The organism is Paenibacillus sp. GCM10027627 (genome assembly GCF_042675505.1).
Taxonomy (GTDB): Bacteria; Bacillota; Bacilli; order Paenibacillales; family Paenibacillaceae; genus Pristimantibacillus.
Genome location: NZ_JBHTHB010000004.1, coordinates 566,507 through 592,079, shown reverse-complemented (window position 1 = coordinate 592,079; position 25,573 = coordinate 566,507). Strand labels below are relative to the sequence as shown.

Below are 25,573 nucleotides of genomic sequence, written 5' to 3'. Positions count from 1 at the left end.
AGAAAGAGCATGTCCTGATGGACATGCTCTTTTTGTTTTGGGTTCTCTATTCGTGGATTGTTTAGGGAAATGGCTAATATCCGTTGTCTGTTTGGTTTGGGCTAGTCGATTTTCTTTAGTCAATCGCTTGATGGATAAATGGTTTCTTTAGACGGCAGCCTGACTCTTCGTATCTTGCTTTGCCGCAGCGCCTTTCGACGGCTTGAGGATCGACAAGAAAAGAACCACTAAGCTTCCGGCTCCAATGGACGTCAGTACAGCAACCGGGCCGCTCCAGCTAAAGCCCTCTCCGAAGAAGAACAGATCTCTCGCTCCATCGACCATAAACCGCATTGGCAGCCACGAATGAATCCAATCTCGATAAAAGCCGTTCATAAACGGTTCCGGCAATGCAAGCAGCGGGGCTCCGAAAAAAAGGAGCAGTACAAACATGACGATTCCACGAATTCCGGTCCAGCTGAGGACAGCAGAAATCATAACGAAGAAAGTGAGCACAGAGAGCGACAAAAACAATCCCAAATCGGAGATGCTCGGAACATTCAGTCCCAGCATTCCATCGGCTAGCCATGCCATGCCGAAGCCCGCAAGCAAAGCCAGTGGGATGCCGTATAACAGCTGAGACAATCTCGCAAGTCCTATTTCCTTGCGTCCTACTTTGCCTTCGCTTAGCGTCTTGCCTATTGCTAATGTCGCTAAGGCTGCTCCGGCGATGCTCGCCATCCAAATTGGCTGGAACAAAGTGATGGGAGCGTTGCCCCTCGCCGCATTAGGGCCGATTTCGTTGATATTCGTTACTTTGCCGACAATCGGATTAGCGACAATTGCCGCTTGCTGAGGCGTCAACATGGCTCCTTTTTTCGTCAACTCCTCAATAAGCTGGGTGCTTGCAGAGTGATTCATAGAGATCAACATACCGTTTAGCATTCCGGTTGCCATCGATGAAGCTGTCCCGTTCAGCCCTTGGTTAATCCAAACCTCAACTTCTGCGGATTGCGGGTTTGGGGAACGGAGTGAAGCTTGCTTGATGCTGAAATCTTTAGGAATAATAATCGCGGCATAATAATTCCATTCGTTCATGCCTTCTCGGGCTTCCTCCATACTGGCGAGCGGGATCCACTTTACGGGAGACGCCCCTTTTTCGGCGGAGGCTGCGTCTTGTGCATTACTTTGTCCACTGCTTTGCGTATTGGTCTGTGCGCTTGCATGAGCGTTGACACCGGCGCCGGCGGAGCTGCGGATTTGTCCTGCGATTTTGTCGCCAAGCTTCAAAACTTGGCCGTCCGGCAAGACTGCACCTTCGTCCAGATTGACGATGGCGATAGGGAGGTCGGTCGGCTTCATTTTTGCGGCGGGATAAGCGGTTAAAGAAAAAATAAACATCACAATCAAGGCGATAATAGGCGATGCAATAAACAATTTGTTTTTAAAAAGCTTCATTGGTTCCACTCCTTTTTTTATTGAATCTTGTATTTAGGCCAGTGTGACTTAATGTACATCGTGTTGATTAATGGTCACAATGTAGATTATAATGACTTACATAAAGAGTGCAATAAGCAGTATCGGGCAAGATGACGTTTAATCAACACGTTGGATTAATCTGTTGAGAAGGGATGTTTCATGATGGAAAGTCACACGGAAAATCAATCTCCCGATCGGCGCGTGCTGCGAACGAAACGTTTAATACGAGATGCACTAACGGAGCTCATGGAGGAAAAGGGCTTTGACGGCATAACGGTAAAAGATTTGACTGAAAGGGCCGACATTAATCGGGGAACCTTTTATATCCACTACAAAGACAAATATGATTTATTGGAGCAAAGTGAAGCAGAAGTTATTCAAGAGTTTGCGAAAATCGCTGCTTCGAGCTTTTCTATCGTGGCAAATGTGCATAAGCATCCCCAGGATAAGTGGAATTTTTTGCCCTTTGTAGAGAAGCTGTTTGAGACGGTGCAGCAAAACGGGGCTTTTATGCGCGTCATTTTGGGACCGAGGGGTAATCCTTCTTTTCAAAAAAAGCTGAAGGACGTTATTAAAGAAAAGGGAGCTTCCATCTTGAGCATAATTGGTGCGGAAATTCCGGTGCCGGCCCCAATTTTGACCGCTTACGTCAGCTCCGCGCATCTTGGCGTCATTCAAAACTGGCTCGAAACCGGAATGAGAATCCCACCCAAGGAAATGGCGCATTATTTGGCTCAACTTACGCTGCTTGGCCCTGGCTATATTGCTGGAGTAACTCGTGAGGATCGTTTCGATCTTAAAGCTTTGCTGGAACGGGGCAATAACGGATAGTGCAAAGCTGAGACAACAGGCAGTGAAACAAGCTAAGCAAAGGGGCGGCACATATTATGTTGATAGAGGTTATCGCGATTAGGGCGGAGGATGTGGAAGCAGCTGCTGAGGGCGGTGCGGACCGGATAGAGCTGGTAACAGGGATAGCCGAAGGAGGGCTGACGCCTAGCGTAGGACTGGTGGAGAGGGCCGTGCGCGCATCTTCGCTCCCAGTTAATGCGATGGTACGGCCGCATAGTCAATCTTTTTGCTACAGCAAAGCCGACTATGCCATCATGATCCGGGATGTGGAGGCAATCCGCGATGCGGGAGCGGCAGGGATCGTGGTCGGCATGCTGACGGAAAAAGGCGAAGTGGACTTTCGCGGTTTGGAGGAGGTGCTGCGAGCGGCCGAAGGGCTGGATGTGACCTTTCACCGTGCATTTGATGAGGTGGAGGACCAGCTTGCAGCGCTCCAGCAGCTTGCAAAATATCCGCAAATCAGCAGGGTGCTCACTTCGGGCGGTGTTAAACCGGCGCCGCAATCGGCTGAGCGATTGCGCGAGTTGAGGGAGGCGACTGACTCCTTAGGGGGAATTCGCATCCTCGCAGGGTATGGTCTGAATGCGGACAACATCGCGCAGGTAGTCCGTCAAACGGGTGTAAGCGAAGTGCATTTTGGCTCCGGAGTGAGAAGGAACGGCAGTTTTATGGAGCCTCTTCTACCGGAAAGCGTGCAGACAATCCGGCACATTTTACGGGAGTCGAAGTAAAGAAGCAGCCTTAACCTATTTGGCACTGATCTATGAAGTATCCATCGCCCTCATCAGGCGCATAATGAAAAAAGCGGTTTTGGCGTCAATTGGGTCAAGCGATGGAGATCAAATAGGTAGAGGCGGTGGCGACGATGGGCAAGCCGGTGGCCGGATTGCAAATGTATTCGGTGCGGGATGAGGCGGAACGCGATTTGCTCGGCACGCTGGAGAAGGTGGCGGAGATGGGCTATAAAGCGGTGGAGACAATCGGTTATTTTAACGCGCCGCCTTCGTTGCTGAAAAGGAAGCTGGACGAGCTGGGACTAGTCGCTCCCTCCGCATTTGTATCGTTAAACTTTAAGACGTTAGGGAAGCTGGGCAAGGACTTCGCCAAAGATATCGAAGCGGCCGGTTTGCTTGGCGTCTCATACATCGTTGTGCCGTGGGTGCCGATGCAAGAGCAGCCCTCTATGGAGGATGTGAAGTTTCTTTCGGACGTTCTAATCAGATGCGGTGAGCAAACGAGGGAAGCCGGGATGAAGCTTGTTCTTCATAACCACGACTACGAATTTAAGCTGGTAGATGGAAAGCCTGCCATTGACCGGATACTGGAGCTGGTGCCTCCCGCGCTTATGGATATGGAACTGGATTTGGGATGGATTTTTATGGCGGGATACGATCCGGCGGAATATTTGCTCAAGCACAAAAGCAGGGTGCCTCTCGTTCATTTGCGCGATTTTAAACAAGGCAGGAAGGACACTGAGATTGGAACCGGAGTGGTCGATTACGATCGCTTGCTTAAAGCGGTGGATGAAGCCGAGGTGGAGTATATGTATGTGGAACAGGAGCATTTTGCAGACAACTCGCTTAATAGCGCGATGGCGAATATGATCTATTTGAAAAAAATGGGGTATTGTTGAAGGGGCGCTGTTAGGCCAGTCCTATTGTAAAAGCTATACAGCTATGTTACAATCAGCTTATGTGTTTTTACGAGCGGATACGCTGGAGGTGGATGGAATGGAAATCACATTGAAGATCCTACTTGTATTGTTCTCTATTGGACTTATTGCAGTCGTACTGTTGCAAAAGGGTAAGAGCGCTGGTTTGTCCGGGGCGATTACTGGCGGTGCTGAGCATTTGTTCGGTAAACAGAAAGCGCGCGGTTTGGACCTGTTCTTGCAGCGTCTGACAGTTGCGTTTGCGGTTGGATTTTTTGTTTTGTCACTGGTTGTTTCTTACTTCGTGCAAAAATAATACGTATACAACGAAGAGCGGAGATTATTCTCCGCTCTTTTTGGCGTTTTTTGCTAAATAGCGGTTACCTGCCTCGTCATTGTCCGTATTATGAACCGTTCGGATTTGAATCAGAATCGACTGACTGTGGAGGATGAGACCATGCTGGGGGAAACCGGAAATGCAGGCCAATTAAACGAGACCGAGGACCATTTAACAGTTCTGAATGTAGATATAGAGAAAGCGGGATATGAAGAGGGGAAACCGACGATCCGGGATATCCGCTTTGAGGTGGCTCCGGGGGAGCTCGTCGGATTGATTGGCCCGAATGGAGCGGGAAAAAGCACCACCGTTAAGACGATTCTTGGGTTAGTACCTAATGTGTCAGGGAAAGTGGAGTTTGGCGGCAAAAATAAACGATATGCCTACGTGCCGGAGCAGCCGGTTTATTACGAATATATGACGTTATGGGAGCATTTGAGGCTTGCCGCTTCGGTATTTGAGATAGCGGAGCCGGAGTTTGAGGCTAAGGCCGTGCCGCTGCTGGAACGGTTCAGACTTACAGAGCAGAAGCATTTGTATCCGATTCATTTTTCCAAAGGGATGCAGCAAAAAATGATGCTTATTATCGCCTTCATGCTGGAGCCGGATGTTTACATCGTAGACGAGCCTTTTGTCGGGCTTGATCCTAGAGCTACGAGCGATTTTCTCGATCTGTTAATGTCGGAGCTTAAGCGGGGAGCGGGCGTGCTGATGTCGACGCATGTGCTGGATACCGCCGAAAAAATCGGACACCGCTTTGTGTTGATTCATCAAGGGGCGGCTGTTGCTGAAGGTACGCTAGACCAGATTAGAGCGATTGCAGGATGCACGGAAGACGCGGCGTTGTCGGAATGCTTCCTTGCTTTGACGTAAGGGGCAGCGCGATGATAAGTCCGGGGAGCGTATTTTACAAACGTTTAAAGCATTACGGCAGCGTACAACTGAAAGTGTGGGGCAGCGTGCTCGATTGGACGGTATGGATTTATATTGCGATACCGGGCCTTTTGATCGGAGGAGGCTTGTATCGGGATTTGTGGCGGGAGATGCCGGGGTGGGCTTCCGTTGTTTCATGGCCGTTAGCACTGCTTGCCGTAATGGTTGGAATGATGGGCTTTTTTCGAATTCGAACCTTTGTGGAGGAAGCCGATCGACTGTTTTTGCTGCAGCGGCCGGCGTGGCTTCGTTTATTCAAACGATTTGGCATGATCTTTTCTTTTTTGAAGCAGGCGGTTCTTTTGCTTTTGCCAAACTTGCTGCTGCTTCCCTTTTTGTTGAAAGATAGCGGGATGACGTTGGTTCAAGTGCTCGCTTTATATGTTTATTCTTTAGTCATCGGCTACTCCTTGTCCATAGCGGTGCATCTTGTGGTTGACAGGGTTCGCGGTTGGAGAAAAGGAGGGTTGCATTTCTTTTTATGGCTTGTTGCTGCGCTCGGCTATTTCCTTCAGGCTCTAATGCTGAAGCCCGGAACAGCCGATTTTATTGTTATGTGGGCGGTTAGTGGCCTAATCTTTATTATTTTGCTGGTGCTGGCACTTCGTACCGGAGTTCGTTATGAGGAGGAAGTAAAGAGGGAGAGGGAAGCCAGACTGGGCAGCACTGCATTGTTGATGAGTCAGGTTGTTCCTGCCAAACCGGTCGTTCGGTTGAAGCGTCCAATATGGTTCCGAGGATCGGGCAGGCTGTTTAGGAAGAAAGCCGATTCAGGGACGATTTTGGCAGAAATGCGGATAAAATCGTTTTTGCGGACGCCAGCGTCCTGGCAAATATGGCCGGGGTACTTGTCTTTAACCACCTATGCTTCTACGCTCGTGCCGCCGTCTGCAAGCTTTGTTCTTATCGCCGGATTTTTGATTATGGGAGTATCTTGGCTGCGCATGCAGTGGGAACAGTGGTATAAGGAAGAGTTTATCGGCCAATTTCGCTGGGAGTATGCCTCGTCTGTAAAAGCCGTTCGTCTGTCGCGCTTTTGGCTGCTGCTTCCGCATATTACGGTTTGGTCGCTTGTCGCGGGCTACAGGCTGGCCGGAGTCTGGTTTATGCTTCCAATCTCGCTGGCTGTTTGTGCGATTTGGTGGTTATTCCATCGCACTCGCGGGTAAGCAGATTTAGGGGCGAGTGGGCGCCCGTTTGATTTTGCAGAAATACGGATGTGATGTTTTCAATTCGTGTATACTACATGGTATATGGTAATCTATCAACCGCCGTTTTTTTGGTCATAGTGGGCGGTATTTGAGGAGAAAGCGGATTAATGATAAATCACGAGCAGGAACTGCTTGATTTTATGAGAGAGACGGCTTATAAGCCAATGACGTACCAAGAGCTGGAGGGACACTTCGGCATCGAGGGAGCGGCAGAGTTCAAGGATTTTTTGAAGCTGCTCAATAAGCTGGAGGACGAAGGGAAAATCATCCGTACGCGCAATGAACGCTATGGCGTTCCAGAACGGATGAATTTGCTGCGCGGCAAGTTGCAGGCTCATGCTAAGGGCTTTGCTTTTTTGCTGCCCGATGAAAAAGAGCATCCCGATGTTTATATCCACGCCAACGATTTGAAGAGCGCAATGAATGGGGATATCGTGCTCGTTCGCATTACGTCCAAAAGCGAAGGCGGCGGACGGATGGAAGGCGAGGTTGTCCGCATCGTGCAGCGTGCGGTGACGCAGATCGTCGGCACCTTTGAAAACCATGAGGCGTACGGATTTGTCATTCCGGATGACAAACGGATTAACCGGGATATTTTTATCCCGAAGGGCGGTTTCAGAGGAGCGGTTACCGGGCAGAAGGTAGTCATTCGCATTGTGACTTATCCTGAGGGGCGGAGCGCGGCGGAAGGCGAGATTTTGGAAATATTGGGCCACAAAAATGATCCCGGCGTCGATATTTTGTCTATTATCCGCAAGCACCAGCTGCCGGAAGGATTTCCGGATGAAGTGATGGCTGAGGCGGAGGAAGCGCCTGACGTTATTACAGAGGCAGAGATTAAAGAGCAGGGACGGCGCGATTTGCGCGATGAAGTCATCGTGACGATTGACGGCGAAGATGCCAAAGATTTGGACGATGCTGTACATGTGAAGGTGCTGGACAACGGCAACTTCCTGCTTGGCGTTCATATTGCGGATGTCGGCTATTATGTGCGGGAGAGGTCCGCGCTGGATCAAGAGGCGTTCCGCAGAGGATGCAGCGTTTATTTGACGGACCGGGTCATTCCCATGCTGCCGCACCGGCTGTCGAACGGGATTTGTTCCTTGAATCCGCAGGTGGACCGGTTGACGCTTTCTTGTGAGATGGAGTTTGATGCGAAGACGCTCAAGCGGGTCAAACATGATGTTTTTACGAGTGTAATTCGCACGAAAGAGCGGATGACGTATACGAATGTGCGTCGTATTTTGAAGGCAACGGAAGAGGAGCCCGAAACGGAGCTGAAGGAGCGTTATGCCGAGCTGCTTCCAATGTTCGAATTGATGGAAAAGCTGGCGATGAGGCTGCGTTCCAAGCGGATGAAGCGCGGTGCGATCGACTTTGATTTTCAGGAATCGAAAATTATTGTGGACGAAAACGGCAAAGCCGTCGATATCGTCAAGCGTGAGCGTTCCGTGGCGGAGCAAATCATTGAAGAGTTTATGCTTGTGGCGAACGAGACGGTTGCCGAGCATTTTCACTGGCTGCGCGTGCCGTTTTTGTATCGGATTCACGAAGACCCGGACCAAGAGAAGCTGCTGAACTTTATGCAGTTTGCGGCTAACTTTGGGTATGTGGTGAAGGGCGGCAAAGGCAACTCAGTTCATCCTCGGGCTTTGCAGACGCTGCTGGATGAGATTCAAGGAACGAAGGAAGGTACGGTCATCTCGACGATGATGCTTCGTTCGATGAAGCAGGCGAAGTACGATGCGGAAAGCCTCGGCCACTTCGGCCTTGCAGCGGAGTTTTATTCCCACTTCACTTCTCCTATCAGACGTTACCCCGATCTTGTGATTCATCGTGTAATTCGCGAGGTTATCGAGGGTGGGGGCGCTTTGACGGAGGCCCGGCATGAGGCGCTGACGGCTCGTATGCCGGATGTCGCTCAACATTCCTCGGAGCGGGAACGTGTGGCGGTCGATGCTGAGCGCGATACGGAAAAGCTGAAAAAATGCGAATTTATGCTGGATAAAGTCGGTGAAGAATTTGACGGCATTATTAGCAGCGTAACGAGCTTCGGGATGTTCATCGAGCTGGAAAATACGGTGGAAGGGCTTATCCGCCTCAGCGATTTGACGGATGACTATTACCATTTCCACGAGCTGCATATGGTGCTAATCGGTGAGCGTACTTCGAAGGTTTACCGCATTGGCGACGAGGTCAAAATTCGTGTCGCACGCGTCGACATGGATGAGTACAATATGGACTTTGAGATGGTCGATATGAAGCCTCGCGGCAGCTATAAGGGCGTCGCGGATGCGGGCTTCGGCGTAGGCCGCAAGCGGGGAGGATACGGCAACCGTGGCGGACGCCCCGGCTCCGGCGGCGGATTTGGCGGGCGCAGCGGAGACAGCGGCGGCGCTTCAGGGCGCGGTGGAGCTGGCAGAAATGGCTCGGCCGGACGTAGCGGAGCCGGCAGAGATGGTGCAGTTGGACGCAGCGGAGCCGGTAAAGAGGGAGCGGAAGGACGTGGCGGTCCCGGCGGGAAAGGCGGCCGTGGAAACGGTACGGGCGATGCAGGCAGAGGAAGAGGCCGGGCTGGAGATCAGCGTGGCGGCTCTGGTCGTGGCGGCCAAGGCGGAGCCGGAGGTCGTTCGCAAGCGGGTGAGCAAGCTGGTGGACGTCAGCACGGGGGCGCTTCTTCACGCGGTGGTAACGATAGACCCGGCAGGTTCAAGCGTGGACAGTCTGAGGGAGCAAGCGGAGGCGGAAACGGCAATCCGTGGGGCGGAAGCGATGTTATCGACGATAGCTCATGGATTGATAAGCGTGCAGCTGAGCTTGAGGCTGATGGAAAGGCTGTGCGCAAGGACATGTGGGGACTGCCGATCCGCAGCGGCGGCGGCTCATCCAGCGATGAGCGCAGGGATGGACGCGGAAGAGGCGGCTCTGAGGGTGGACGTGAGGGCCATGCCGGCGGCAACCGCCACGGCGGTGCCAAACGCAGCGGTGGCGGCTCCGGAGGTAAGGGCGGCGATGGGCGTCGTAAAAATACGACGACTAGCGGAGTATTTAACGCAAGCGGCGAGGCCGGAGGAGCTTCGAGCGGCGAAGGCGGAGCTGCCAAAAAGAAAAAGCGCAAGAAAAAAGGCGATTTGAATAACGCCACTGCAGCTTTTGTTCGCAAAAAGCGGTAGTAGGGTTGATGTTAAGAGGAGCTGTATAAGACTTGCTGTTGTTGTGAAGCTTGGCATAAAGCTTATGCTTAAGAGCTTTTATGTGGAGCGTATTTCTAGATAAGGAAATTGCAAGGCGTTACCTTCTTTCTTTTGCCGAAATGGTTGAAGGTACCGCCTTCTGGGGATAATGGGAAAATATATTTAAGCTTGTCGCTTGCTTTTTGGCGGCTGGAATAGTATACTCAAGGCAATCGATGATATGAACCTGAATTCACGTATTGAAAAGGGTGTCATTAGAGTCATGAAACCCTTTCCAATGTGTGAATTTTTTGTTTATTAACGAAACAGGCGCATATTAATAACTTTTTGGAGGTAATTCCACATGCAACAAGGTACAGTTAAATGGTTTAACGCTGAGAAAGGTTTCGGCTTCATCGAAGTTGAAGGCGGAAACGACGTATTCGTACACTTCTCCGCAATCGTTGGCGAAGGTTTCAAAACTCTTGAAGAAGGCCAACGCGTTGAGTTCAACGTTGTTCAAGGCAACCGCGGACCACAAGCTGAAAACGTAGTTAAGCTGTAGTAGCTTAACCCCGTTGAGACCGTCCCCGACCTCGTGTCGGTGGCGGTCTTTTGCTTATTTTAAGCTTGCGGCGGGGATCGTTTTGGAGGCTGCGGGTGGAGTACATTTTAAAAGGAAATGTACCTTGGGCAAATGTTGCTTTTCAAATGTAAAGTTGCTACAATGAACCAACAGACGCTGGTCTTGAAGATACAGGAAACGAGGTGAACTAGCGTGGGCGCTAAAAAAAATGACGGCAAGCAGCTCGCCCAAAATAAAAAGGCCTCCCATGACTATTTCATTGAGGAGACCTTCGAGGCAGGCATGGTGCTGCTGGGGACGGAAATCAAGTCGCTGCGTAACGGCAGGGCGAATATAAGCGATGCATTCGCGACGATTCGCAACGGCGAAATTTTTATTCATAACATGCACATCAGTCCTTTTGAGCAAGGCAATATTCATAACCCGACCGATCCGACCCGGGCTCGCAAGCTGCTCTTGCATAAGGCGCAGATTCACAAGCTGCTGGGATTGTCGAAGCAGGAAGGCTACTCGATTGTGCCGCTTAAGATTTATGTGCGCAACGGTTATGCGAAGCTGCTAATCGGACTCGGCAAAGGTAAAAAGCAATACGACAAGCGTGAAACGGCCGCCAAGCGCGATGCGCAGCGCGATATCCAGCGTGTGCTTCGGGAGAAGCAGAAGGTGGCAAGATAAGCTGATGAAGAAGCTGGTAAGATAAGCCGTTGATTCCATGGGTGGAATGAGCAGTGTTGCCAGCAACAAACTGAGGCAATCGCTTGATGAACGTGGTATACTTGTTTTACGGCAACGGTGGGTTGCCAAAGATTGAATAAGCATGAAGGTTGCGTTTTTAGGTGAAACTGAAAGCAACTGATTGCTGGCGGCAATGATTGATGGTTGCTGCTTCAGATGTAACTGTCTCGTGCAGTCTGCATCGCCTCAATCCAGAGTTCCCGATTGTTGTGCTAATCGTTGGTTGTTCGGTGTTCGCAGTGATGCGAGCAGCTAGAGCATACGCAACGTTTATGCCATACGGGGGCGTTTATGGATTCGACGGGGATTGGACGAGCGCGTGCCAGCGGGTAGCAGGGAGTCGTCTGCTTCATCAACGCTAAAGCCAATTAAATGGCAAACAACAAACAAACTACGCTGTAGCAGCTTAATAACCTGCTCGCGTGCTCTCGCTCTGTATCGCCCATGTACCGGGATGAGGGCCCAACTTTAGTGGGATACGCTGTCACATCTCCGCCTGGGGTGTGCTGAAGAAGATAATCAGGCTGACCTATAGAGCACCGCGTTGCAGGGGGACTCCTTAGGTGACATCAAAACTGCAGCTACACCCGTAGAAAGCCGCGTGGCGTGATCTTCGGACAGGGGTTCAAATCCCCTCGCCTCCACCAAATTATGAAAAAAGCGACCGTGTTAGGTCGCTTTTTTTCGTGTTCTAAAGGATGAGAAGGTTGACTGACCTTCTCTTTTATTAAAAGAAAGAACAAGGGATCAGAAGTTTAAATTACTAAAACAAGAATAGACATTACGGGATGTATTAAATGGTTTCTCAAGCATCAAACCAACAAAGTGGTTTCATTCAATACTTTAAAGGCCCAACCGTGTTTACCGATGTGTACTATTGATGACCATGAACTATATTAGAGGTGTATATCTATAAAATATTGACGTTATAACAAGATCAAATCCCAAGGGAATTTCTGTTTATAGTATAATAGGACTAATACGAATTCATAGTCATGGAGGAAACATAAATGCCACTGCCCATGGAGTTATCCTCAATATTTAGAAATAAGCAGAAGTCTTATAAAATGGTTCTTATCCTTTCCATAATAGATGAGTATCGAGTTACCCTTAATAAAGCTATTTTACTAGATAATGTCGTTAGACGATTCCTAGCTTATTATCAGAGCAGTATTATAGATGGTAAAAGAGTAGATAGCCCACCAAGTGGAATAGCTTCGAATTGGTCAGAGTTTACATTGAGTCAAACCAAATCGTTACTTTACACACCAATTAAAGCGTTGTCATCTATACTAGAGGAGAATAGCGAAGGACAGACACTTTCATTTAAATCGACTATCTGGGATTATATGAACGAGAGTATGATGGAGGAATTGCATAGATATGCCTTAACAGAATTGGACAACTATAATAACAATTTGGCTGCACCCATATCGCTCAAACAATCTATTACACAGATTATGAATAGTTACGTAAATGCTAAAACTCAAGTGTTTACTAATCATTCACTGGGTGCTTTGCTCAGGCAGACTCTACCAACAAATATTAAGAGGCTATCCTTCATTGATGAAAAGTATAAAGTACAGGGTTCAATCGGACAAGGGAACTGGGCGAATATCCCATGGCTTGCGATTCTAGATAAGCGAATAACTGAAACTACGCAATACGGAGAATACGTAGTGTACTTATTTGCTGAGGATATGAACTCGGTTTATTTGACATTGGCTCAGGGCGTTACATTACCGCTTAGAGATCGGGGCAGGAAGGAGGGGTACCAATACCTCGAGCAGAAAGTAAGAGAAATGAGAGAGTTACTACCGCTTGAATACATGCAAAAGGATGATAATATTCATTTAACATCCAGCGGTCTGGGACGTGATTACCAAGTATCGACTGTCGCGTACATTCGTTACGAGAGGGACAATATTCCTGAGGAGAATCAACTTATTTCTGATCTAGAAAATATGGTGTCGAACTATAAGCTTTACGCAGAGACAGTAACGAGCCCAAATAAGGAGAATGAACCTTTGGATACTCTAACGATACCTGAACGGATAGAGGGAATTAAGACATACATTAATCAGAAGGGCTTTCACTATCCAGGATCGTTAATTGAGAACCTCTATTTATCATTAAAGACTAAACCCTTTGTCATTCTGGCTGGTATTTCAGGAACGGGGAAAACCAAGCTTGTTAAGTTATTTGCAGAGGCTCTTGGTGCCACAATCGAAAATAAGCAGTTTTCACTTATACCAGTAAGACCAGATTGGAGCGATCCATCGGATCTACTCGGATATAAAGATTTATCAGGAGTTTTTCGCCCTGGACAGTTGGCGAACGTTCTGATAGAGGCTTCAAAAGCAGAAAATTATCACAAACCCTATTTTATTTGTTTAGATGAAATGAATTTAGCCAGAGTAGAGCATTATTTCAGTGATGTACTCAGTATCATTGAGACCCAAGAATGGAAAAATAATCGCATAGTGACGGCACCTTTAATCTTTTCAGAATCCCTAAGCTCAGAGGATCAAAAGTTGTATGGAAACTTGGCCCTATCGGATAATGTCTATTTGGTTGGCACTGTGAACATGGATGAGACTACACATCCTTTCAGTAAAAAAGTGCTCGACCGTGCGAACGCGATTGAATTTAACTACATCTGCTTAAGTCAGTTTCCAGATACTGAGTTTGATTCTTCAAATGATGTAGGGGCTATTCCAGCAGATAACTTCTTCTTGCGGAGCGAGTATTTGCAGTTAGTCGATGTATATCAAGACCACCGTGATTTGATACATAGAACAACTGAAAAGCTTGTAAAGATTAATAGTGTTCTAGAAGAAATCCATTCTCAAGTCGGCTTTCGAATTCGGGATGCGGTCTGCTTTTACATTATTTATAATAAAAGGTTTCAGTTACTGAGCGAGGATGCGGCATTTGATCAACAACTGCTTCAAAAGATATTACCGCGTGTTCAAGGAAGTAGTTTTTCTGTAAAACGTGTATTACTACAGCTTATGCAGGTTGCACTAGGAAGTACATTGCCGATTTCAGAGCTAATGGAGGATGCCTCGGTTGTATATATGAGATGGAGTTCAAACCAAACGGTAGAAGAAGCGCAGCATCCGCAAACCGCTCGGAAAATTGCGTTTATGTTACGGAGGTTGGAGGAAGATGGCTTCACCTCATATTGGCTCTCTTAGTCAAAGTGTTGAGCTCCTTCGCGTAGAGACGAACTTATTTAATTTATATATTCAAGGCAAACCGTTTCATCCAACGGTGGAGTCTTTGCAGTTGCATCGAACAAATGAAGAGGCATGGGTGGATGCTGGATTACAGGTATCCACTCTGTCTTCATACCTAACGATTGAAAGTATTTCTGTGTTTAATCCTGAGGTCAGAGAATTATATCTCTGGAAAATCGGAAACCAGAGCTTTCCGATTTTTTTTGAAACGCAGAATTATGAATTAGTAATCGAGAAAAAAGAAGATGTAGCATTAACATTTCACCATGAAAATGTATATCTGAGACAGGCAATTAAACCATTAGGAAAAATGATTTTATCCGGCTTGTTAAAATTCCAGAATGAAGTCGGGCTTACAGAAATAGAACTTCGATTAAACGGGCAACCCATCTTTCAATTGCAACTCGAGATTTTCCCTTCAAAAATCGACTATAAGCATGACTATCAAATGATTTTACGTGATGTGAATGAACAGATCTATAATTTGTCCTTTGATTTTCTACGAAAAACCTATAGTCTCACCGGGGTTAGAGAAACAAAGCAACAAAGTTTAACCGAATTTTTCACTATCCTCCAACATGTGTTCGGCCAACTGGTCCAGGCTGTTGAGCGAATCAACTCTGCGCCTCATTCCAAGCTTGGGTGCGAGAAGCGAGTAGTGGAAGCGGCAAGGGCTAAGAAGGTAGGTAGAGACAATATAAACTTTTTGTCAAAGCGTCCACATCTCCTTGCTCCTGATGAGAAGCTCGGAAGCATTTCTCTGAAGGGGAAATTATTTTACCCGAGTCATGTGTTGGAACCAAAACGACAAGTTAATTACGACACGATGGAAAATCGTTTTGTTCGATGGGTGTTGTTGCGTATCACCACTAAACTTAAAAGTTTAAAAACTCGTTTATCCCAAAAAAAACGTGAACAGGATCCTATTTTGGAAAAACGTTTAAATTTTATGCAAACGCAAATTCAGCGATTATTAAAATTGGATTTCTTGAATGTTGGTGACATGAGTCAGATATCAGTATCGCTTGTTTTACATATGGCTCCGGGTTATCGAGAAGTTTATCGAAATTACTTGATGCTGATGAAGGGTTTAACAATTCAAAGTGATCTGTTCCGATTATCCATGAAAGATTTAGCGCAGTTGTACGAATATTGGTGTTTTCTTAAAATCCACGACCTCCTTGCGCGAAAATATGAACTGCTGAAGCAAGATATTATTAAGGTGAATCGTACAGGCATATTCGTTACATTGGATAAGTCACAGCAAGCTAAAATGGTTTACCGGAACCCTAAGAACGGGGAGATTTTCACACTTTATTATAATGCGCTTCCTAAAGGTGATCATTGTGAGACCTTGGGTCAAAGGCCAGATAATGTGCTTACACTTAAGAAGAATGATTCTGAGGCGGAATATAAGTATATATTTGATGCCAAGTATCGCTTAAATCCAGCATATGAAGGTACTTTATACCAAGAAAAGTACAAGATACCAGGGCCAGAAGAAGATGATATTAACACAATGCATAGGTACCGTGATGCTATTGTCTATACGGAAACCCAAAGTCGTGAGCTCGAACGAAGTATGTTTGGTGCATTTGTATTGTTTCCATATCATAATGAGGAGCAATTCCGGGAGCACCGGTTTTATAAGAGTATTGAATTAATTAACATAGGTGCATTTCCATTCTTGCCTAACTCTACCTCGCTGATGGAAAGTTTCTTGGATGAGATAATTTTAGATAGTCCAGAAAAAGCTTATGAACGTTCAATTCGTCCAAGAGGAACGAAGGAATATTATCGTAACAAATTGTCCGGTAAAAATGTTCTGGTAGGATCGCTTAGGGAAGTTTCGCAGCTAGAAGATGCATTGAAGTACAAATATTATCATGTACCATTGGAAAACATTGCTGATCAATCCTTATTAACACAGATCGAATACGTAGCAATGTACCAATCACGGAATCTGTTTCTTGCACGTGGAGAAGTGGGTGTAAACTGGTACGGCAAAGTAGTTAATTGGAAAGTGTTACGACGTAAGGAGATATTGGAACGACCAGCAAGAAGAGGTGCGGAAGAGAAGCTATATGTAAAGTTTACGGTACAGGAATGGCTCAAGCGGGAAAGCGCGATTATTCCAGGAGGTAGGGGTATTTATTCGCTTCTATACACGTCTAAGTATATATTTGACCGTGCTTTAGAAATTGCTGAGTTAATGTTAGATTCAGATGAGGATCTTGCAATATGGCGTGAAAAGCGTCGGAGAGGTGTTGTTAAGGTGGAGCTTAATCATGAACAGGTGGACCTGGCGAGTAAGGTGACAGGGATTCATTTGAGGGAGTAGATATTTAAATTAATTGTTCAATAGCTGTGGGAGTAGCGTGAACATCCATATTTGGTTCTCTAGAATAATGCATATTATACTAGTGTAAGAAAATCGTTCTGCATTTAATAGGATACGACTACCCTCCCCTTTACCAATACTATCAGTGAGACCACCTCGCGAGGTGGTCTTTTTTCATTTTTTTGGGTTCATTGAAGGTAAAATTTGGGTAAAGAAACTTGTTGTGACGGGGTTTATAGGACATGCTGGTGACATAACCCAAAACAGGTAATTTTTATCAATCCATTTACTCAACCTCGCGGCAAAATATATATTAACAGCAAATATTGTCTATCTTCATTATTCAAAGTTTTAGATATGTTTATAACGAAATTTGTCACATGTATAAGGAAAATTGAAGTTGTTTAGAAAAATAGGATGATTTCAAAAATATGTTGTAACGTTTATCATCATTCATGGATATATAACTTGAGGAGGTGAACAGTTGCAGGACACCGAGGAATTATACAGGACATATTCGACCCAAGTATATAAATTCGTATTCAGCTTTTGTCATAATCACTTGTTGGCAGAAGAGATCACCCAAGAAACCTTTTATAGAGCAATAAAGTCGATACATAGATACGATGGAAGCTGTAAAGTATACGTTTGGCTTTGTCAGATTGCTAAGCATGTTTGGTACCAAGAGCTGGACAAGCAGCGGAAGAGGCCCTCTGACCTATTAGAAGGGGATCCTTCCTCTACTGATTCAAATTCCACAGAATCACAGTTTATTTTGGCTCAGAACAAAATGGACTTATTCAAACGGCTTCATTTACTCGATCCGAATACTAAAGAAGTATTGTACCTGCGTTTGACCGGAGAGTTTAGCTTTCGAGAGATAGGAGAAATTCTCGGTAGAGATGAAACGTGGGCAAGAGTTACCTTTTACCGAGGAAAACAAAAATTGATGAAAGGAAGACCGTCATGAAGTGTGATATAATACGGGATCTGTTGCCTTCCTATATTGAAAGGCTAACTTCTTCAAACAGTAATGAAGAAATCGATAAACATTTGGAATCATGCGAGGCATGCCGCCAGTTTCATCGAGAAATGACTGAGGAAGCAGGTCTCTGTATGCCCTTAGTTGATAAAGATGAGGCTGAAAAACTTAATTACTTAAAAAAAGTGAAAAAAATGAACAAAAGGATAATTATTCTCTCTATATCTGCGGTGCTCTTACTTGCTGTAGCTGTTATTTGGCTCTTCGCTATTGGGACTAGAGTGTCATCTGAGGATGTAAATATCGTTTATGATAAGAGCAATGGTAATCTTGAGGTTCATTTAACTTTGAAGAACGGCAAGGAATTGCTAGTTACGGGAAAAGGTAAATTTATTTATGATCAAAATGGTAATGTCATTTGTTATGAATCAAGATACACCCCTAAAGGTGTGCTTTATAACCCTTTTGATAATGTCGGTAACGAGTATATGCTAGGGACACAGATCAGTAGCGATCCTGATTATCAACACTCTTTCATCCTAGAATTCAAAGATAAATCGATGACGTTTATTAATGGAGAATTGGTGGAATAAATCAATGCATCCAAACGAATTATATCTTTGCCTGCGACCTATCAAGGTCGCTTTTTTTGTTGGTGACATCAAGTCTGTGACTACACCCGTAGAAAGCCGTGTGGCGTGATTTTCGGACAGGGGTTTGACTCCCCTCGCCTCAACTGTGTAAAACCACAACCGCAAGAGGTTGTGGTTTTTGCTAATATATTATAGTAATTAATTTTTCCAGTATCATAAAAAGCGATAAAAAGAAGAAGGGAGTGCTTAGTTTCAATGGCCACTAATTTGATATATACGCGATTATGGGATTGTAAGAAAACTAAGTAATGTGGAGACTTTTCTCATAAAAAGGATAATGGAGGATTTTGTCGTATATATTATTTCAAAAGACTTATTGTATGTAGTAGCCTCAGCTGGAAATATTGTATTACTTGGTTCGAACGTTTTAATTTAATAGATTATAGGAGATGGGATATGAATCAGAATGTTAAAGATATTATAGAATTATTCAACAATTCTATTCAAGAATACATAGGAATTCGTAGACTCACGAATATCGACCCAAACGCAGCCTCCAAAATCCAGAAGTTCAATCAAGCAAACCAGCTGTTTACTGCTATTGAAGCGCTTTTGAAAGTTCCGTTGATTCGTGATGGGATAATCACGGATCAGCATTTACAATTCCACCAATTGATCGAGTTGTCGTTGCGACATTTAACACCAAGTCCACTGGAAGCCGGAATCGATTTACAATTTATATTGAAATATAGAGATACACGGAACAAGATGGTTCATAATTACAACTTTCCCGATGTTGACCCCATTCCTCGTCTAATTCTAAACACAAGGCGCTTTATTCGCACATATATCGACGCGCAGACCCAACTAGTTGAGTTCCCGAATATCGATGAATCTTTTGACCTGCATAAATTTCTAGCGGAATGCAATGAAGGATTTCAGTTTGTCGACCACACATTTGTCTTAATAACAGGTCCGATGCACGATTGTAGCAAGGCGGAACTAGAGGCTCTAACGCGACTGCCATGGAATATCGTTATCGATTTTGATTGCCAATCCGAACAACGAGGTTTGCGGGAAGCATTCCGAGTGGAAGAGGATAATATTGCTGATTTTTCTCCGGAAATGTTGAGTGTTGTTCAAACGAGTGACCTTATGGTGAAGCCCCTAGTCTATTATTTTGCAGACGGCAACTCCAATAATATGGCGCCAAGGTACAGTAACAATGAACTTTCAAGCCGCTTTGGGGAGTGGTCGGCAAGAAATAGAACACTTCATTCCGGGGAAAATCAGCTTGAAACCATCGTAAACCGTTTCATTAACGGGAGAGACGTCGAAATGACTATCGTTTATTTAATGGATTACGACGAGGATTTCTTTGCTAGTATATCTGGAATTTTCCGTCGAAGCGGGATAGTTTATAAAATCGTATTTGTCAATCTTAATAATAGCCAATTGTTACGCATGAAAGCCGAGCGGACTGTAGACGGAACATTGGTGGTCGTTGAAGGGCAACTCCAGCACGTTCTGCAAGTATTATGTGAATATACGGAAATAACTGCCTTGAACAAGTCGACGGAAGAATATCGTATACCGTATTTGGAGGGAACAGCGAACGATGGGAAAATTACTGCCATTGTATACAAGGAAGCCTCCGCTTTTTTTGATGTGTTACATTTTGATTTTATTGATCCAACTGAGAATATCGACTATAAAGGTCTGCGTACAGAATTTTTAAAGGGCGGTGAAGTCGATTGGCACATTATTGCCAATGGAGATGTCGTCAAGACGGAACCTGTTCGGAGATTTGGGAAAGAAATTCTAATGTATTTACAAAATGGTGGCAAAGATGGACAAACCGCAGGTGAGTTTTACATAAAACACCGTCCTGGATTCGGAGGAACGACAGCCGCCAAAGTGATTGCTTGGGATATTCATACGAAGTATCCTGTGCTCTATCTCAAGCATTATGATCCTAATTACTTTATGATAACGGTGCGAAATATTTATGCCAGTAGTAGTAAAAGACTACTTATCGTCATTGATGAAGAGTATGTGAACAATGCGCAGATCGAGTCAATCCGTACTGAGGTGTTTGCTTCAACGTTGCCTATAGTGTTGCTATTTATAGGTAGGAGGGAAGACAATACTAGCGGCCCGAACACATTAAAACTATTCTACTATACCAAGGACGATATCTTATCTTTTATAAACCATTATCGACTTTTTTTATCGTACGATGAAATGGGCGGAACGCGTCGCTTGCTGGATATGAATGATGACGAACTCAGCGAACTCATCAACAACAAGTATGACCGTAATGATATATGTCCGTTTTTAGTCGGATTAAGTATCTACAAAGATGAATTTATTGGAGTTAAGGACTATGTCAAGGAGTTTATTGATACATTCGATGGGGCACAGGAGTCAGCGTTCGTTTTTCTTGCCCTTTCCAATTATTTTATTGATTCTGGTCTTCCTAAGTCGTTTCTCTCACGGTTAATGTTCGGAAAGGATCATAGAGGGGAGTTATTCCCGATTGCGTATGAGGGACTCAGCTACAAGTTTACAAAAAAAAACCTGACCTATTACAGCATTCGACATTACTTGCTTGCGAAAGAACTGCTTCAGTGGTTATTGACTGCGAAACGGTACGACGGCCAGTGGGTGAGACGGCTTCCGGCTTATTGTAATGAGCTAATTAATGCGGTGTATGAGTATATGGGAGAGAAAGAAACGGCGCGCCGTTTGTTGCAACAATTGTTTATCGATGTAAAAGAAGGAATAGCTCCATATGAAACCGATGATGTTGTTGCTGATGATAAGAGAAAAATCCATAAGCAATTTTCTCCTTTGATGGGGATTCTTATTTTGCATGACGAGAATGTTTACCCGATATTTGAACAACTGATGGCTTTGTTTCCCAACGACGCACATTTCTTTGGGCATACGGCGCGATATTTTGCGTATGTAAAGCGTGATTATAAGCAGGCCAGGTATTATGCAAAACAAGCGATTGATATACAGGAAAGGGATGATTCTCCCGATCCAAACTTATATCATATATTAGGTATGTGCGTCCGACAAGAGTTGTACGATTTGTTCCGTGAAAATCGAGAAGACGACTTGTCAGGTGATTTCTGGGCTAATGTGATGGAATTGGTAGCGGAAAGTAAAAGTTTTTTTGATAAGACAAGCCTACATGGCAAAATCAATAATAAGGAATATGCTTGCTTGTCTAGTTTGCAAATGTATATGAAGGTGTTGAATGAGGCGCGAAAATTTGGAATGATTGGTGCGGAGTGGATTGACATCTTCATCAATACTGCCGGGGAATTGATCGACGAGATGGAGGAGTATGCTATTTATAACGTGGCAGAGGATAAACTACGTCAAATTGCAAATTTTCGCATCGAGTTGAAAGAGTTCTTCGGCGATATTCCCAAGTCTTTGATGGAATGGCGAAATGAATATGATAAGGCTAAGCAAATTGATGATACCTCCCGTTGTTTACACGCCTGCCGACGAATGGTGTACTTATATGAACTCAATTATGACGGATTGCATAATGTGCCTCCCAAGAAATTGGATGAGTTTATCGGTTTATTTGAATCCAGTTTATACAAAAACCCGGATAATGAGCGGGATTTAAAATTGTGGTTCAAAGTGGCTCGTTATTCTGGTAGCCGTACATTGAGCTCTATTGAGTCGTTTGTAGATTGGTTACACAGTGTAAACCCAAAGAATCACCAAGTCAAACTATACCGGTATATGATACAAGTTTTGATGGCGTTCGAGGGTGATTTCAATTCAAAAGAAAAAGCGAAAAATTACATTGACGATTGTAGTAAAAGTTCAAGGCAATTACCAGGAAGAACGCGTTCTTATGAGTTTTATGGAGTTGAGCACGGTATCCGAAGGCTCATAAGTAGAAACAGGTTGGCTGATCGAAAGGATATTTGGAAAAATGATGAGTTGGCGTATATAAAAGGACGATTTCAATTTAAAGAGGACTCTGGAAGTTATATAATCCCTTACGATAAGTTTGGTAAGCAATTGCAATTTATCATTTTCGTGAAGCCTTCCGAAACATCACCTAAATTAGGAAGTATACATAATGGCAAGGACGTACAGTTTAAATTCGGGTTCTCTCTCGATGGACTTCGTGCAGAAAACCGTAGTGTAAAATTATTCGAGGAACGTCCTGTTCCGAAAAGATTTACAGAAAATCCAAAACAGCAATCGGCAACCAAGACCCAGACCCAAGTCGAAGCGTTGCAGGGTCAGGCTAATGAGGATGGTCTGGATATGGATCAGAAGTTGGAAATGTTGAAGAAAAGATTTCAAGGAAAATAGTGGAAATACTAAATTATGATCTTGGGTCATTGACCTAAGATCATTTCTTATTTTCTGATAGGGGAAAGATTTATAGAACGGTCTAATAAATACAAATTAATATAACGCCTCATGTGGTTTTGCACAGCCACGCTTCTTCTCCACTATGTAAAACTCAACCGCGAGAGGTTGGGTTTTTGCTTTATTTAAAATCAAAGATGATAGGCTGTGCACTTTCTTACTGCATCGTATACAATAGGTTTAATATATTAAATGCAGTGGGGGTATTAAATGAATACTAGATATCGAATTACGAGGAATGCTGAAGGCAATAGTCTTGATCAAGCTATGTCTTTAGATGAATTTAAAGGCTATTTTAAAACGCAGCCGGACTTTGAATATGCAGAGCAGTATTCTTTCCGATCGGCTGATACGACAATGACAATTCCGGGTGAATTTTTTCTTTGGCATCTAGGAGAAGCGACAATTCCATTCCGATATTATGAGGGTGATCTGTATGTAGCCGTATCGCACGAGATCATTTTTCAGAAAATGTTAGAAATAGCAGAGCATTTTGATGCGCAATATGTGGAAGGCTAATTGTGGTTACGCTTTGGAGGTAATCTGAAGTAACGAATTGTGGTTTTGCAAAGGCGAGGTTCCCCTCCACCATGTAAATCCACAACCGCATTAGTGGTTTTAAACAGTCACGGTTTGCTTTTACCCAATGTAGAATCCCTTCCTCGTGAGGAAGGGGTTTTTGCTGTCTACTGAATTTAGAGTTTATTCTCTTAACTTCTAATAAGCATATGCGACAGGAGCTGATGGCATAATGATGATATTCAGATGTAACAACGAATAATTAGGGACGTGTGAGATTGAAGCTTGTAACTTCCTCATACTGTGCGATAGGCGGGTATATTCATTATAGTATTGATATCTAATAAAAATTGACATGTAAATATTTGAGGAATATGCTAAAGAAATAGCGAATTAATAGTTTTGAAGAAATGGGGAGAAGTAGTGAAACAAAGAATTCTTATTCTTTTAATGAATTTTGCTATTGTATTCACGATAATTACACCGGGGTTGGTACCTAGTAGAGTTGAAGCAGCAGTTGGAATAGTTACAAAGACCTTTACAGCAACTGCTGATACGATGGAATTAAATGGTCAAGCGGAATATAACGGAATCTACGATAATGACGGCAATGGATTTCTCTATGTCGGCATGAACAATAATAACGGCTTCGTCAATGTGCGCAATAGAATGGCCGCATCTTTCAATATAGGCGCTCCAGATGGGCCTATTGTCTCAGCAGAGCTGGTCGTAACGGTTGCTACTGTATTAAGAGCTCCAAACCACAATCTGTACATGGAGGTAAGGGGCTCTGCTGCGAATAGTTTGGACCATAATTTTAATGGCACCTTCCCCTCCATAGATACAAATAGCCCTTATGCAGATAAATTTACGGCGAAAAGCACTGCGGAAGTGCCGATGGGCACTTATCTTGAGAATCAAACGATTACACTCAACGTGAAGAGTGCTGTCGATGCCTTTACGGATGGTTCTGACCGCAAAGTAACTTTTACACTTAACGGCAATGAAGCAGATCCAGATAGCGGGAGATTTTTATTTTATTCCGTTGAAGCTTCGAATGCTGCATTCCGTCCGATGCTAGTCGTTACTTATGAGACTGGACCGGTTAATACCCCGCCTACGGGCTCTTTTACAATTGCGGATGGAGCAGCAACAAGCGTCAGCACCGTAAATTTATCTGTTGCAGGATCTGATTCTGATGTAGGCGATAATGTTACCCATATGAGATTTGCCGATAGCGCTGCCAATTTATCGGCGGCATCTTGGCTGCCTTTCAGCAATACAGCAACATTCAGTCTAAGTGGAGGGGATGGGGCGAAGACCATCTATATGCAGTTGCGGGATTCTAACAGTGGGGTCTCAGCCAATTATTCTCAGACCATTCTATTGGATCAGACAGCCCCGACAGGTACACTGAGTATTAATAATGGTGCTGCATGGACGCAATCAGACATTGTCACTTTGAAAGGAACCTATACAGATGGTAGCGGCTCAGGAGTTGAGCAGGCACGTCTCTCCAATACCAACGGTATTTGGGATACCGCTTGGTTTAATATCGCTGACTTGAATGGGCTTTTATGGGTTCTACCGGCTGGACAGGGAGTCAAAACCGTATATGTACAATATAAAGATAGAGTCGGTAATTTAAGTTCTGCAATTAGCAAATCAATTACAGTAGATACAATAGCTCCTGTTATTACGAATGTAGTGAATAACAACGTATATAATAGCACAGTTAATCCTATGTTTACTGAAGGTAGCGGATTGCTTAATGGGAGCCCTTATACCAGTGGCACAAATATCACACAGGATGGAACGTATACATTAATCGTCACCGATCTAGCAGGCAATAATGCAACGGTAAACTTTACGATCGATAAGACCCCGCCTACGATTACTGGAGTAGATGAGGGCGGAGTGTATAAGAGTGCAACTCCTGTATTTAACGAAGGAACGGCGAAGTTGAATACGGTAGCATTTACAAGCGGCACTGCTATTGTAACTGAAGGTGCATACACGCTAGTCGTCACGGATGCAGCGGGGAATGAAACGACGGTAAACTTTACGATTGATAAGACCCCACCTAACGTTACTGGAGTAACTGAGGACGGAGTGTACAAGAGTGCAACTCCTGTATTCAACGAAGGAACAGCGAACTTGAATACGGTAGCATTTACTAGTGGCACTGTAATTGTAACTGAAGGTGCATACACGCTAGTCGTCACGGATGCAGCGGGGAATGAAACGACGTTAAACTTCACAATCGATAAGACCCCGCCTACGATTACTGGAGTAGATGAGGGCGGAGTGTACAAGAGTGCCACTCCTGTATTCAACGAAGGAACGGTGAAGTTGAATACGGTAGCATTTATAAGCGGCACTGTTATTGTAACTGAAGGTGCATACACGCTAGTCGTCACGGATGCAGCGGGGAATGAAACGACGGTAAACTTCACGATCGACAGGACCCCGCCTACCATTACAGGAGTAGCTGAGGACGGAGTGTACAAGAGTGCCACTCCTGTATTCAACGAAGGAACAGCG

16 protein-coding genes, 1 other RNA gene and 1 pseudogene are annotated in these 25,573 nt (G+C 44.8%); 17 read left to right on the top strand and 1 reads right to left on the bottom strand.

Features of this window, described 5'->3' with window-relative positions; all coding sequences use genetic code 11:
- Positions 1-147: 147 nt before the first annotated feature.
- The gene (locus ACFQZE_RS17180; protein WP_379359187.1) at positions 148-1,437 is read right to left on the bottom strand and encodes a YhgE/Pip domain-containing protein; all 1,290 of its coding nucleotides are present in this window, start codon (positions 1,435-1,437) and stop codon (positions 148-150) included.
- A 180-nt stretch (positions 1,438-1,617) separates the two neighbouring features.
- Between ACFQZE_RS17180 and ACFQZE_RS17175 the strand changes: the two genes are divergently transcribed.
- The 17 genes and pseudogenes from ACFQZE_RS17175 to ACFQZE_RS17095 all read left to right on the top strand — a co-directional run.
- Positions 1,618-2,289, top strand: a complete 672-nt coding sequence (locus ACFQZE_RS17175) for a TetR/AcrR family transcriptional regulator (RefSeq protein ID WP_379359185.1) — start codon at positions 1,618-1,620, stop codon at positions 2,287-2,289.
- 56 nt (positions 2,290-2,345) lie between these two features.
- A complete protein-coding gene (locus ACFQZE_RS17170) occupies positions 2,346-3,041 on the top strand; it encodes a copper homeostasis protein CutC (RefSeq protein WP_379359183.1) in 696 nt (231 codons plus the stop codon).
- Positions 3,042-3,175: 134 nt separating this feature from the next.
- Positions 3,176-3,943 carry a sugar phosphate isomerase/epimerase family protein gene (locus tag ACFQZE_RS17165; RefSeq protein WP_379359181.1) on the top strand — a complete coding sequence of 256 codons (768 nt, stop codon included), beginning with the start codon at positions 3,176-3,178 and terminating at the stop codon, positions 3,941-3,943.
- A 97-nt stretch (positions 3,944-4,040) separates the two neighbouring features.
- The gene (gene secG, locus ACFQZE_RS17160) at positions 4,041-4,277 is read left to right on the top strand and encodes a preprotein translocase subunit SecG (RefSeq protein WP_197938459.1); all 237 of its coding nucleotides are present in this window, start codon (positions 4,041-4,043) and stop codon (positions 4,275-4,277) included.
- 141 nt (positions 4,278-4,418) lie between these two features.
- Positions 4,419-5,171, top strand: a complete 753-nt coding sequence (locus tag ACFQZE_RS17155) for an ABC transporter ATP-binding protein (protein WP_379359178.1) — start codon at positions 4,419-4,421, stop codon at positions 5,169-5,171.
- Positions 5,123-6,400, top strand: coding sequence for an ABC transporter permease (locus ACFQZE_RS17150; protein ID WP_379359176.1), 1,278 nt, complete (start codon positions 5,123-5,125; stop codon positions 6,398-6,400). Before ACFQZE_RS17155 ends, ACFQZE_RS17150 begins: the two co-directional genes overlap by 49 nt.
- Before the next feature lie 149 nt (positions 6,401-6,549).
- A complete protein-coding gene (gene rnr, locus ACFQZE_RS17145; RefSeq protein WP_379359174.1) occupies positions 6,550-9,615 on the top strand; it encodes a ribonuclease R in 3,066 nt (1,021 codons plus the stop codon).
- A gap of 364 nt (positions 9,616-9,979) precedes the next feature.
- A complete protein-coding gene (locus tag ACFQZE_RS17140; RefSeq protein WP_012772186.1) occupies positions 9,980-10,180 on the top strand; it encodes a cold-shock protein in 201 nt (66 codons plus the stop codon).
- A 213-nt stretch (positions 10,181-10,393) separates the two neighbouring features.
- Complete coding sequence (smpB, locus tag ACFQZE_RS17135) at positions 10,394-10,876, top strand: SsrA-binding protein SmpB (protein WP_379359171.1); 483 nt, start codon at positions 10,394-10,396, stop codon at positions 10,874-10,876.
- A 341-nt stretch (positions 10,877-11,217) separates the two neighbouring features.
- Positions 11,218-11,583, top strand: a transfer-messenger RNA (tmRNA) gene (gene ssrA, locus ACFQZE_RS17130).
- A gap of 363 nt (positions 11,584-11,946) precedes the next feature.
- Positions 11,947-14,136, top strand: a complete 2,190-nt coding sequence (locus ACFQZE_RS17125; protein WP_379359169.1) for an MrcB family domain-containing protein — start codon at positions 11,947-11,949, stop codon at positions 14,134-14,136.
- Positions 14,108-16,519, top strand: coding sequence for a DUF2357 domain-containing protein (locus tag ACFQZE_RS17120; RefSeq protein ID WP_379359167.1), 2,412 nt, complete (start codon positions 14,108-14,110; stop codon positions 16,517-16,519). The genes ACFQZE_RS17125 and ACFQZE_RS17120 overlap by 29 nt, the downstream gene beginning before the upstream one ends.
- A 484-nt stretch (positions 16,520-17,003) precedes the next feature.
- The gene (locus ACFQZE_RS17115; protein ID WP_379359164.1) at positions 17,004-17,489 is read left to right on the top strand and encodes an RNA polymerase sigma factor; all 486 of its coding nucleotides are present in this window, start codon (positions 17,004-17,006) and stop codon (positions 17,487-17,489) included.
- Positions 17,486-18,094 carry a zf-HC2 domain-containing protein gene (locus tag ACFQZE_RS17110; RefSeq protein WP_379359162.1) on the top strand — a complete coding sequence of 203 codons (609 nt, stop codon included), beginning with the start codon at positions 17,486-17,488 and terminating at the stop codon, positions 18,092-18,094. Before ACFQZE_RS17115 ends, ACFQZE_RS17110 begins: the two co-directional genes overlap by 4 nt.
- Positions 18,095-18,550: 456 nt before the next feature.
- The gene (locus ACFQZE_RS17105) at positions 18,551-22,450 is read left to right on the top strand and encodes a hypothetical protein (RefSeq protein WP_379359160.1); all 3,900 of its coding nucleotides are present in this window, start codon (positions 18,551-18,553) and stop codon (positions 22,448-22,450) included.
- 270 nt (positions 22,451-22,720) lie between these two features.
- Entirely contained in the window at positions 22,721-23,029 is a 309-nt protein-coding gene (locus ACFQZE_RS17100) for a hypothetical protein (protein ID WP_379359158.1), read from the top strand.
- A 423-nt stretch (positions 23,030-23,452) separates the two neighbouring features.
- Positions 23,453-25,573: pseudogene (locus ACFQZE_RS17095) on the top strand (hypothetical protein); the annotation flags it as partial.

Coding starts and splice junctions, on each gene's coding strand:
- ACFQZE_RS17180 (WP_379359187.1), bottom strand. CDS start 1,437: ATGAAGCTTTTTAAAAACAAATTGTTTATTGCATCGCCTATTATCGCC.
- ACFQZE_RS17175 (WP_379359185.1), top strand. CDS start 1,618: ATGATGGAAAGTCACACGGAAAATCAATCTCCCGATCGGCGCGTGCTG.
- ACFQZE_RS17170 (WP_379359183.1), top strand. CDS start 2,346: ATGTTGATAGAGGTTATCGCGATTAGGGCGGAGGATGTGGAAGCAGCT.
- ACFQZE_RS17165 (WP_379359181.1), top strand. CDS start 3,176: ATGGGCAAGCCGGTGGCCGGATTGCAAATGTATTCGGTGCGGGATGAG.
- secG (WP_197938459.1), top strand. CDS start 4,041: ATGGAAATCACATTGAAGATCCTACTTGTATTGTTCTCTATTGGACTT.
- ACFQZE_RS17155 (WP_379359178.1), top strand. CDS start 4,419: ATGCTGGGGGAAACCGGAAATGCAGGCCAATTAAACGAGACCGAGGAC.
- ACFQZE_RS17150 (WP_379359176.1), top strand. CDS start 5,123: ATGCACGGAAGACGCGGCGTTGTCGGAATGCTTCCTTGCTTTGACGTA.
- rnr (WP_379359174.1), top strand. CDS start 6,550: ATGATAAATCACGAGCAGGAACTGCTTGATTTTATGAGAGAGACGGCT.
- ACFQZE_RS17140 (WP_012772186.1), top strand. CDS start 9,980: ATGCAACAAGGTACAGTTAAATGGTTTAACGCTGAGAAAGGTTTCGGC.
- ACFQZE_RS17125 (WP_379359169.1), top strand. CDS start 11,947: ATGCCACTGCCCATGGAGTTATCCTCAATATTTAGAAATAAGCAGAAG.
- ACFQZE_RS17120 (WP_379359167.1), top strand. CDS start 14,108: ATGGCTTCACCTCATATTGGCTCTCTTAGTCAAAGTGTTGAGCTCCTT.
- ACFQZE_RS17110 (WP_379359162.1), top strand. CDS start 17,486: ATGAAGTGTGATATAATACGGGATCTGTTGCCTTCCTATATTGAAAGG.
- ACFQZE_RS17105 (WP_379359160.1), top strand. CDS start 18,551: ATGAATCAGAATGTTAAAGATATTATAGAATTATTCAACAATTCTATT.
- ACFQZE_RS17100 (WP_379359158.1), top strand. CDS start 22,721: ATGAATACTAGATATCGAATTACGAGGAATGCTGAAGGCAATAGTCTT.